Origin of the sequence: Kitasatospora sp. NPDC058048 (assembly GCF_042885555.1) — a bacterium.
Lineage (GTDB): Bacteria > Actinomycetota > Actinomycetes > Streptomycetales > Streptomycetaceae > Kitasatospora > Kitasatospora lactacystinica.
Genome location: NZ_JBHVRT010000029.1, coordinates 117,055 through 128,185, shown reverse-complemented (window position 1 = coordinate 128,185; position 11,131 = coordinate 117,055). Strand labels below are relative to the sequence as shown.

At 71.2% G+C, this 11,131-nt stretch carries 9 protein-coding genes; all 9 read right to left on the bottom strand.

The genetic code is table 11. The features are described 5' to 3' along the window. On the bottom strand, window positions 1-2,426 hold a 2,426-nt coding region (locus ACFVVA_RS27875; protein WP_387693566.1), incomplete at its 3' end, for a condensation domain-containing protein. A 135-nt stretch (window positions 2,427-2,561) separates the two neighbouring features. Beyond that, window positions 2,562-2,762, bottom strand: coding sequence for an MbtH family protein (locus ACFVVA_RS27870; protein ID WP_359900357.1), 201 nt, complete (start codon window positions 2,760-2,762; stop codon window positions 2,562-2,564). A 78-nt stretch (window positions 2,763-2,840) separates the two neighbouring features. After that, the gene (locus ACFVVA_RS27865; protein WP_387693565.1) at window positions 2,841-4,184 is read right to left on the bottom strand and encodes a glutamate synthase-related protein; all 1,344 of its coding nucleotides are present in this window, start codon (window positions 4,182-4,184) and stop codon (window positions 2,841-2,843) included. Then, on the bottom strand, window positions 4,181-5,182 hold the full coding sequence (locus tag ACFVVA_RS27860; protein ID WP_387693564.1) for an asparagine synthetase A: 1,002 nt from the start codon (window positions 5,180-5,182) through the stop codon (window positions 4,181-4,183). The genes ACFVVA_RS27865 and ACFVVA_RS27860 overlap by 4 nt, the downstream gene beginning before the upstream one ends. A 47-nt stretch (window positions 5,183-5,229) precedes the next feature. Further along, entirely contained in the window at window positions 5,230-6,525 is a 1,296-nt protein-coding gene (locus tag ACFVVA_RS27855; RefSeq protein ID WP_387693563.1) for a methylaspartate mutase, read from the bottom strand. Then, window positions 6,522-7,022, bottom strand: coding sequence for a cobalamin B12-binding domain-containing protein (locus tag ACFVVA_RS27850; RefSeq protein ID WP_387693562.1), 501 nt, complete (start codon window positions 7,020-7,022; stop codon window positions 6,522-6,524). Before ACFVVA_RS27850 ends, ACFVVA_RS27855 begins: the two co-directional genes overlap by 4 nt. Then, window positions 7,019-7,789: a thioesterase II family protein gene (locus tag ACFVVA_RS27845; protein WP_387693561.1), complete on the bottom strand. Its 771-nt coding sequence runs from the start codon at window positions 7,787-7,789 to the stop codon at window positions 7,019-7,021. The genes ACFVVA_RS27850 and ACFVVA_RS27845 overlap by 4 nt, the downstream gene beginning before the upstream one ends. Then, window positions 7,786-9,600, bottom strand: a complete 1,815-nt coding sequence (locus tag ACFVVA_RS27840) for an amino acid adenylation domain-containing protein (protein ID WP_387693560.1) — start codon at window positions 9,598-9,600, stop codon at window positions 7,786-7,788. The genes ACFVVA_RS27845 and ACFVVA_RS27840 overlap by 4 nt, the downstream gene beginning before the upstream one ends. Beyond that, window positions 9,597-10,628, bottom strand: a complete 1,032-nt coding sequence (locus ACFVVA_RS27835) for a TauD/TfdA family dioxygenase (protein ID WP_387693559.1) — start codon at window positions 10,626-10,628, stop codon at window positions 9,597-9,599. Before ACFVVA_RS27835 ends, ACFVVA_RS27840 begins: the two co-directional genes overlap by 4 nt. Window positions 10,629-11,131: the final 503 nt, after the last annotated feature.

Genomic DNA, 11,131 nt, shown 5'->3' with positions numbered 1-11,131 from the left:
GTCACACCGTGCTCCACCACCAACCCCTCGATCACCGCGGGCTGCGGATTCTGCCCCGGCTGCAACACACACACCGCACCGTGCAACAACGCACCAAACAACTCCAGCGCGAACCCGTCCCACGACACCGGAGAGCACTGCAAAAACACCTCACCCGGACCGAACTCGCAATAATCCTGACCCAGATACGTCCCCACCAACGCCCGATGCGGCGCCACCACACCCTTCGGCCGACCCGTCGAACCCGACGTGAACATCACACACGCCACATCATCCGGACCCACCACCACCGACGGCGCCACATCACCGGCCGACGGCGCAGGCTCCCACTCCTCGTCGACCCACACCACACGCTCGGCGAGCCCCTCGACGGACTCCCGCAGTCCTGAACTCGACACGACCAGACCCACACCCGCCTCGGCCACCACCACCGCCGAACGCTCCCGAGGAAACTCAGGATCCAGCAGCGTGTAACCACCACCCGCCTTCAACACACCCAACAACGCCACCACCAGATCCGCCCCACGCTCGAGGCAGACCCCCACCAACCCACCCCGCACCAGACCGGACTCCACCAACCGCGAAGCCATCCGATCCGACAGAACATCCAACTCCCCGTACGACAAACGGCGATCACCGTCCACCACCGCCACCGCACCCGGAGCCCGCACCACCTGCTCCGCGAACAACCCCGACACCGTCCCCGCCGGAACCGCCCCCGAACCACCACCCCACCCCGACACGATCAGCTCACGCTCACCGCCCACCAACACATCCACCGACCCGACCGACCGCTCCGGATCCGCAACCATCGCGGCCAGCACCAGGCGCAGGCGCTCGGCCAGCGCGGCGACGGTTCCGTGGTCGAAGAGCTGGGCGGCGTAGAGGAGTTCGGCCCGTATGCCGGCGGGGTTGTTGGCGGCGTCGCGGCCCTCGGAGAAGATCAGGTTGAGGTCGAACCTGGCAGGGGCGTCGGCGAAGGCCTCCGCTTCCAGCGTGACGCCCGGGAGCTGAAGCACCCCCTCGCTGTTGTTCTGCAGAACCAGCATCACCTGGAACAGTGGATGCACGGAGGCCGAGCGGACCGGGTTCAGCTCCTCCACCAGCCGCTCGAACGGCACGTCCTGGTTGGTGAACGCCGCCAGATCCGTGTCACGGACCCGGCTCAGCAGCTCACCGAAGGTCGGCTCACCCGACACATCCGTCCGCAGCACCAGCGTGTTCACGAAGAACCCGACCAGCTCGTCCAAGGCCTGGTCCGAACGCCCCGCCACCACCGTCCCGATCGGAACATCCGTCCCCGCACCCAACCGCGACAACAACGCCGCCAGCGCCGCGTGCAGCACCATGAACAGCGTCACACCGTGCCGACGTGCCAACCCCTCCAGCTCGGCGTGCAGTTCGGCATCCAGCCCGAACTCCACCCGACCACCCGCGCGCGAAACCACCCCCGTCCGAGGCCGGTCCAACGGCAGCGCCACCTCCTGCGGCGAATCCCGCAGCGCCTCCGACCAGTACGCCAACTGCTGGTCCACGACCCCGCCCAGCAGCTCCTGCTGCCACAGCGAGTAATCCGCGTACTGAACGGCCAACGGCTCCCACTCCGGCGCCAGCCCCGCCAACCGCGCCCGATAGGCCGACGCCACCCCCTCCCACAACGGCCTCATCGACCAACCGTCACTCGCGATGTGGTGCAAGGTCACCACCAGCACCGATTCGCCCTCACCCTCACCCTCACCCTCACCCTCACCGAGCGTGAACAGCGCGACCCGCAAAGGAAGTTCGGTCGAGAGGTCGAAGGCGGCGAACGCCTCGGCCGAGATCCGTTCCGCCACCTCCTCCGCCGTGCTCGGCTCGACCCGGAACGGCACCTCGACGTCGCCGGCGGGCAGCACCAGCTGGCGCGGCTGACCGTCGACCGCCGGGTAGACCGTACGCAGGGCCTCGTGCCGGCCGACGACGTCACCGATCGCCGCACGCAGAGCCTCCACGTCCACCGCACCGTGCAGACGGAACGCGAACGGACTGTTGTAGGCCGCCGACGCCCCCTCCAACTGGTCCAGGAACCACAAGCGCTGCTGGGCGAACGACAACGGCAGCACCTCCGGCCGCACGCCCGCGACCAGCGCCGGACGCGCCGGGCGGCCGTCCTTCAGCTTCTCCGCCACCTTGGCGACGGTCGGGTTCCGGAACAGTTCACGGATGCCGAGCTCCGCGCCGAGCGTGCCGCGGATGCGACTGATCAGCCGGGTCGCGAGTACGGAGTGACCGCCCAGCGCGAAGAAGTTGTCGTCGATCCCCACCGACGGCACATCGAGGACCTCAGCGAAAAGGCCGCACAGGATCTCCTCCTGCACCGATCCGGGACCGCGGCCGTCCTCGGCCATGACCTTCTGCCCGACCGTCGGTTCCTTCTGCTGAGCCATGACATCTCCCTCTGGTGCCTATCCGGCGGTGATCGATGTGCGTGACCGGACGCCCCGGCCGGGTGCTTCGTCACCTGGCCGGGGCCGTACGCGGGTGTGCGAAAGGAATGGGAAAAAGGGAATCGGGTCCGCGGATCAGCCGACCGCGGTCGGGCGCGGCGCCAGGTCGGTCCAGTTCTGCTCGATGTACTCCAGGCAGGCCTGGCGGTCGTTCTCGCCGAAGGCCGTGGCCCAGCCGGCCGGGACCTCGATCGCGTTCGGCCACAGGGAGTGCTGGTTCTGGTCGTTGACCAGGACCACGTAGCGGCCGTCGGCGTCCTCGAACGGATTCGTCACAGCGGTGCTCCTTCTTCGCGGGGTGAATGTTCGTGGTGGGTAAAGGGACCGGGCCCCGGTGGGGCGGGGTCCGGCGTGCTACGGGTGGAGGCGCGGGCCGGCCGTTCCCGGGAGCCAGACGTCCTCCGGGCCCAGCGCGGCGGGCGTGTACTTGCCCAGCGCGCTGATCAGCAGCCGCAGTTCGAAGGCGAGGCAGGAGACCAGCCGGGCGATCCCGTCCTGCGGGTCCTCGTCCGCCGCGAGCAGGGCCGCCCGGCCCAGTCCGACGGCGCGGGCGCCCAGCGCCAGGGCCTTCACGGCCCTGGCTCCCTCCCACATCCGGCCCGAGACCAGCAAGCAGTCGGAGGAGGAGGAAGAGGAGGAGCGCGGCTCCAGCCGGCGCAGGCACTCGCCCAGCGGCAGACCCACCTGGTCGAGGAAGCTGCTGGGCGCCCAGCCGCTGCCGCCCTCGGCGCCGTCCACGGTCACCGAGTCCGCGCCGCTCTCCCGGGCCACGGCCGCCGCCTCGCGAATGTCGCGCCCGGGCGGGAGTTTCACCCAGATCCGCGCGCGCGGGTAGTTGTTGCGCATGAACCGGATCTGCTGGCGCAGGATCTCCGCGGTGAATGTGCCCGGGCTGCTGGACCGCAGCACCCGGTCGTGTCCGCCGCCGAAGACGTTCTCGTCGGTGCTGTACCGGTCGGCCAGCTGGCCGGCCACGGAGCGTTTCAGCACCGTCATCCCGCCGAGGCCGGGCTTGGCGCCCTGTCCCACCTTCAGTTCGAACGCCAGCCGGCCGGACTCCAGCAGGGCCTTCGCGGCCGGGGCGCTGTAGATCTGGTTCCACACCTCGGCGTCGGCGTCCTCGGTGCTCTGCTGGAACGCCAGCCCGCCCATGCCCTCGGGGAGTTCCTGCTCGTAGGCGCGCAGCCGGGCGAGCATGCTGTCGCCGGTGTCGGCGGAACTGTCGGCGGACCGGTCCCCGGTGCTGCCGGTGGAACCGTCGGCGAAGCCGTTGGTCGGCACCACGTTCTCGCCGATGACCAGCGGGATGCCCAGGCGTCCGGCCTGGCGGCTGGCCGCCAGGCCCAGCCCGGAGGAGGCCACCTGGGTGGAGCCGAAGGCCGAGACGTACACCGGCAGCGACGACCGGAACCCGCCGATGTCGGTGGCGAGTTCGACGTCGCCGTAGAGCGGCTCGCGGGCCAGGTCGGTGAGCTTCTCCAGCCGCTGGGGCATGAAGACCGGCGGGACCAGGCGCATCGCGTCCAGCAGGTCCGTACCGTGGGGTGCCGCCGGCTGCGGGACGCCGCCCGTGCCGCCGGCGCCGAACAGGGTCAGGCCGTAGCCGTCCATCGGCGGGAACGCGCGGGCGGCGCCCTCCCGGGCCCGCGACCGGATCGCGGCCTCCGGGAAGCCCGGGGCGCTGAGCACCCCGCTCACGGCGAGACCACCCCGGGGATCTTCGGGAACGGGGTGGCCTGCCAGACGGCGTCCAGCCCGGCGACGTAGCGGGTGAGCCGCTCGATGCCGATCCCGAAACCGGCGCTGCCCGGGATCCCGTCGCGGACCATCTTCAGGTACCACTCGTACTTGGCCGGGTTCTCGCCGCTCTCGCGCATCCGGGCGATGATCCGCGCGTAGTCGAACTCCCGCTCGCTGCCGCTGATCAGCTCGCCGAAGCCCTCGGGGGCGATGAGGTCGAAGTTGCGCAGGACCTCCGGGCGCTGCGGGTCCTCGCGGTCGTAGAAGCCGCGCGAGCCCTTGGGGTAGTCGATGATGAAGAACGGCGCATCCGACTTGTGCGAGAGCAGGCCCTCGCCCTGCCAGTCGATCTCGGCGTCGTGGTTCTGCTCGTGGCCCAGCCGGGCCAGCTCGGCCATCGCGTCGCCGTGGCTGATCCGCTCGAACGGGGCGTCGCGGGTGAGCAGCGGGGTGAAGGCGTCCGCGTCGCGGCCCAGGACGTCCAGTTCGGCGCCCATCGTCCGCACCACGCGCTCGATCGCCGCGGTCACGATGGACTGCGCCACGCCCATCGCGTCCTCCTGCGTGGCGCCGGCGATCTCCACGTCGAACTGGTGGAACTCCGCCAGGTGGCGGCCGATGTTCGCGGTCTCCAGCGGTTCGAGCCGGACGTTCGGCGCGACGTAGAACACCTTGTCGAAGGCGAGCAGCGACGCCTGCTTGTAGAGGATCGCGCTGGTCATCAGCTTGTAGCGGTGGCCGTAGAAGTCGACGTCCACCTGCTTGGCACCACGGCCGCCCGGGTCCGTCACCGGTCCGATGATCGGCGGCAGCAGTTCCACGAACCCCTCGCCGAGGAGTAGTTCGCGGCCCGCCTGGACGATCTGGTTCTGGATCCGCAGCACGGACTGCGTCACGGGGTTCTTGAGGTGGTCCGGCAGTGCACCGGGCCGTGCAGACTCGAACTCGCTGGTCAAGGGGTCTCTTCCTTCGGTTCTCTGGTCCTGCGGTTCTGGCAGGGGGTTCAGCTGGGGATCCCGGGCAGCCGGTCCAGCGTGGTGGCGGCGCGCTCGTCGAACGACCGCGCGACGTGGGACAGGGCCCGGAGCAGGTCCGCCGCGCTCATCGAGCGGTTGCCGGTGGACCGCCCGTTCGGCCGTACGGGCAGGGAGCCGGTGTGCGACCAGCGCAGCCGCCCGTCGGAGTCGATGTAGCTCCTGGCCCGCCCGGCGTTGTCCGGGTGCAGGCAGTACGGGACGTCCAGCAGCCCGCGGTTGAACGCCTCGACCAGGGCGGCGCCCACGTCCGTGTTGAGGCCGAGGACGGTGTCCACGAGCGCGGTCGCCTCCGCCAGGACCTCGCTGTCCGCGCCGGTGTCCGGCGGCGCCGATCCGCCCGCGTTCTGGGCGGCCAGCGCCGCGATCTCCAGCGCCTCGACGTTCTCCCGGACGGTCGGGATCCGGTGCGCCTCGGCCGCCGTCTTGACGATGAGCCGTTCCGATCCGGTGCGGACGGCCAGCTCGGCGGCCTGCTCCAGCAGCAGCAGGGCGCCCGAGCGGGTGCTGGGGTAGACCCCCATGTAGTTGTAGATCACGATGTGCCAGTCGACGTCCGGCAGCAGCGCACCGGCGAGCCGGCGCAGCGCCAGCACCGCCTCCCGGTCCTGCTCGGCGTTGGTCTGCTGGGCGTAGCTCAGCGAGATGCTGCGCAGGCCGTGCCGGTGGAAGAACACGCCTTCCAGGAGGCTGATCGCCACCAGCAGGCTGGGCGGGCACAGCTGGCCGAGCATGCAGCCGCCGAAGGTCTCGACGTGCGGTTCGATGCCGTGGTCACGGGCCCTGACCATCAGCTCGCAGGACTTCTCCCAGTTCCGCACCGCCTGGCGCAGCGGGAGGCGCCCGTACGGCAGGCAGTAGGAGACCGGGCCGCCTTCGGTGGTGTCGAGCCCCGCTTCCAGCGAGGCCGCGATGATGCCGTAGGGGCTCGCCGACCCGTGCCGCACCTGGACCGGGAAGTCGCGCTCGCGCACGCCGTCCAGCACCCCCCGGTTGGTGTCCGGGGGGTGGGTCCTGATCGGGTAGCCGTTGAGGTCGCCGCCCTCGTCGACGGCCCGCCGGGCGTCGGCGAGCTTGCCGAGCCGGGTGTAGCTGTCCAGGGTGATCGTGCCGACCGTGGTGGCGTTGGCCCCCTTGACGGCGATCAGCCCGTCCCGCATGGCCCGTGGGTCGCCGAAGCCCATGCGGGGCTGCACCACCAGGTTGCCCTGTTCGTGCGACCGTCCGACGAAGTCCGCGAACGCGTTGACCGGCCCGTCGTTCATGGGGTCGGGGCGGCGCGGAGCTCCTCCAGGACGCGGCCGGCCCGCCTCGCCTTCTCGGCGCTGAGGGCGGCGACGTACCTCTCGAACTCCGGCAGTCCGGACGACTCGTGGAAGACCGCGGAGAATCCCGCGGACAGCAGGCGGCGCGTCATCCCGCCGCCGGCGGCCCCGTCCGCACCGGCCCGCAGCTGCTTGCCGGTGCCGAGCTTCCCGCCGATGACGATCGGTGTGTCGGCGAGCTCCGGGTCGGCGCGCAGCGCCGCGACGGCGGACAGTCCGTCGCTCTCGCCGTGGCCGTTGACGCTGCTGAGCACGATGAGGTCGGGGGCGCCGCGCCGGCACTCCGCCGCCAGTTCCCCGCCCGGCAGGCACGGGCCGAGGTTCTGCACCCGGTGTCCCCAGTCCTCCAGTTGGAGCTGGAGGAAGACCAGGTTCCAGGTGTGCGAGTCCGACTCGGTGCCGCTGACGATCACGTCCAGCGTGGCGTCCGTTCTCATCGTCGGCTCCTCTCGCGGGGATCGAGGGCGGCGATCCTGGAGGGCAGGGTCCGCCAGACCTCCGGGGTGTAGAAGTGGCCGCCGGGGAGGACGTCGTGGCGGTACTCGCCCAGCGCCAGCGTGCGCCACTGCTCGCCCGCGTTCGCCTCGATGACGTCGTCGTCGGCGCCCGACAGCATCTGCACCGGCATGCTGACGGTGGCGCCCTCGGTGTACCGGAAGGTGTCCCGGACCCGGATGTCGGCGCGCATCAGCTCGACGCTCATCTCCTGGAGTTCGGGGTCCTCCAGGACGTGTGCCGGCATCAGGCCGTGGGTCTTCATCCAGAGCAGCAGACCGTCGTCGTCGTCCTGCTGGGACGGGAACATGTCCCGGGGCGTGAGCCCGCGGGCCGGCGCGTTGGCCGAGGAGACGACCAGGTTCCGCGGCAGCGGCCCGCCGTCGCTCTCGATCCGCGCGGCGACGTCGAACGCCATCCAGCCGCCCATGCTGTGCCCGAAGAGCACGTAGGGGCCGTCGACGGCGGACAGCACCGCCGCGGTGGCGTCCTGGGCCAGTTCCTCCCAGTCGGTGGCGAAGTCCTCCAGGAACCTGCCCTCCCGGCCCGGGTAGCAGATCGCCGACAGGGCGATGTCGTCCGGCACGGCGTCGCCCCACAGGTGGTAGGAGGCCGTGCCGCCCCCGCAGAAGCCCAGGCAGATCAGCGTCAGGGCGGCGTCCTTGGGGCGCCGGATGCTGATGACGGTGGTGTCCTGTGCGGTGTTCACTTGCCCTCCGTCCGACGGGACGCCACGAACTCCGCCAGCGACCGCAGTTCGGGGTGCCGGTAGACCTCCTTCGTGGACACGGTGATGCCGAACTGCTTCTTCAGCCGGCCGATGACGCGCAGCGCGATGAGCGAATGGCCGCCCAGCGAGAAGAAGTTGTCGGTGGGGCTGATCCGCTGGCGGCCGAGCACCTCGGCCCACACGCCGGCGATCAGGGTCTCGAACTCGCCCTGCGGCTCGTCCCCCGGCTCCTGTTCGCCGTCGGCCCACAGGGCCTCGTCCACGGCGGGCAGGGCCCGGTGGTCCACCTTGCCGTTCACGCTCAGCGGCATGGCGTCGAGCGTGACGAACGCCGAGGGGACCATGAATGACGGCAGCACGCCGCCGAGGTGCTCCTGGAGTTCCCGGGCGCGCGGGGCGCTCCCGTCCTCCGGGACGACGTAGCCGACCAGTTGGTCGCCGGCGGTCTCGGTGGTGTGCAGGACGACGGCGGCGGTCCTGACCTCCGGGTGCGCGGCGAGCGCCGCCTCGATCTCGCCGAGTTCCACCCGGTAGCCGCGGATCTTGATCTGCCGGTCGACCCGGCCCAGGTAGTCGATGGTGCCGTCGGGGCGCAGCCGCACCCGGTCGCCCGTGCGGTACATCCGGCGGCCGGTACCGGCCGGGTCGGCGACGAAGCGCTGAGCGGTCAGCGCGGGCCGGCCGACGTAGCCGATGGTCACGGAGGGGCCGGCCAGGTAGAGCTCGCCCGGCTCGCCGGCGGCCGCGGGGCGCAGCCCTTCGTCGAGCACGTGGGCGGTGAACCCGGGCAGCGCACGGCCGATGTGCGGGCCCGCGCCGGTGATCCAGGCCGCGGTGGCGTCCACCGTGCACTCGGTGGGGCCGTACAGGTTGATCGCCTCGACCGTCCCGGCGTCGCGGGCTTCGCCCAGCTCGCGCCAGACCTCCGCCGGTACCGGCTCGCCGCCCATGAACAGCCGCAGCACGCGGCCGTCGGCGGTGGGGGCGAGGAGGGCCTCGCGCAGCACCTCCCAGTGCGAGGGCGTCAGGTCCAGGTCGTCGACGGCGTGCTCGTCCAGCAGGGCGCGCAGCACGGCCGGGTCGGTGCGCTCGTTCTCGCCGATCACCACGATGCTGTCGCCCCGGCAGATCCGGGCCCACTGCTGGACGGAGGCGTCGAAGGAGATGCTCGCGTTCCAGGCCACCGTGCGCGGCCGGTCGGCGTAGAAGCCCGCCTCTTCGAGGTCGGCGGCGAGCGCGGCCACGCCGCCCCGGGTGGCCTCCACGCCCTTCGGCGTTCCGGTCGAGCCGGAGGTGTAGATCACGTACGCCGGGTCCGCCGGGGAGGTCTCCGCCGCCGGCGTTTCCGGAGCCGCGGTCGGCGCGGCGAGGGCGTCGGCGAGGGTGATGACGTCGACGCCGGTGGGCCACGTCGGCCCGTTGCCGGGCTCCGCCAGGACGGTCCGCAGGTCGGCGCCGGCCACCATGTGGGCGAGGCGGTCCTGCGGGTAGGCGGGATCCAGCGGCACGTAGGCGGCGCCGACGTGCCACACGGCGAGCAGGGCGACGACGAGGTCCGCGCCGCGGTGCATGCTGACGCCCACCCGGGCGCCGCGTCCGAGGCCTCGCTCGGCCAGCTGTGCGGCCAACCGGTGTACGTCGTGGTCGAGTTCGGCGAAGGTCAGGGTGCGGTCGGTCCCGCGCACGGCCAGCCGGTCCGGGGTGGACGCGACGGCCTGCCGGAACCGGACGATCGGGTCGACCGTCACGGTCGGGGCCGCCGGGGCCAGGGGCTCCTCGGTGATGCTCACGCGGCACCGCCGTTGCCCGCCGCGGCCGGCACGGTGGGCCGGCACTCGTCGAGGTCGACCGGGTTGCCCATGGCGACGACGATCTTGCGGTCGCCCCGGAACGGGTCGCGGCCGTGGGCCGTGAGCACGTTGTCGACGAGCATGACGTCGCCGGGCTGCCAGGTCTGACGCACCGTCGCCTCGGCGTAGGCGGTGTTGATGATGTCGAGCTCGTCCCGGGTCAGGGGCTTCCCGTCGGCCACTCCGGTTTCGAACGGCAGGCCGTCCGCGCCGAATTCGTCCACGAGCGTCTCGCGGAGTTCCTCGTCCAGTGACCAGGAATTCCAGAAGGCCATGTGATTGAACCAGACCTCCTCGTCGGTCGCCGGGTGCCGGATGATTCCGGGCCGCCGCTGCGCGGTCCGCAGATTCCCCTCGTCGTCCCAGTGGCAGGAGATCAGGTTCTCCGAGCAGTACTGCTCGACGTCCTCCCGGCGCTCGGTCGCGAATGCCTTCTCCCAGCTCACGGAGATGTGCTCGGAGTAACTCCGGTGCAGGGTCCAGCCGTTGGCGCGGATCCGCTCGACGAGCGGGGCGGGCAGTTTCCGCAGCACCTCCCGGCAGTCCGCCACCGGCGTCGCCCCGCCCTCCTCCGGGGCGATCAGGCAGGCGAACATCAGGAGCCCGGGGAACGTGAGGGTGTAGCTGTTCTCGTTGTGCATCCGGATCGACTGGGCCGGCGGCAGATCGGTGGACGAGTAGACGTCGTTCCCGAAGCTGCTGCGCGGCGTCGCCTTCTCCCGGTAGGGCGTGCGCTGCGGGACGAGGACGTCCCGCACGAGCGCGAAGTCCTCGACGGAGGCGACCGGAAGCCCGCGCAGGTACAGCGCGCCGTACCTTTGAAGCGCGGTACGGATGTCGGGCAGGAGCGCGTTCAGCCACGCGCAGGCCTCGTCGGCGCCTTCGAATCGAGGGACGACGAGGGTGGCCGGCTTGCCCTTCTCAAGGGTCCAGTCCAGCTCTTGTGGCGCAGTTCTTGCAGAAGACATGACTCGATGCACCTTCCTCATGACGGAGCGCGACGGCATGGTGCCGCGGTCGCCCCAGGGCAGTTGGATCGCGATCAGAACCTCTGAACCGAGAACACGGTCATCGACCCCATGGGGTCGTCGTGCCGGGTGGCCGGGAAATGCGTGCGGCCCGAATCCGGGGCCGGCCACTGAAGGGTTCGACAGGGCGGCGGCTTCCGCTGTCGGCGGCGAATGGGCAGCACAAGGGCCCGGCTTTCCGACGCCTGTTCACGTCGACGAGCCGCTATCGCCGGGCCGTCACACCATCGGCCGCACCTGCGGGCCACCGGTACCGCGCCCCCGACCGGAGAACGGCGGGATGCCGTCCGGCACTCCCGCACACCGATCCATCCCCCCCTCCCGAGTGCTCACCTTCGGGTACGCGGAATTCGCGTCCCCGGCGTCGTTCCCCCGAGTTCGCCGAGGCGGGTGTACTGATACCCATCGCCTCCGCTTGACCGTGCGCGGCCAATCAGATCACA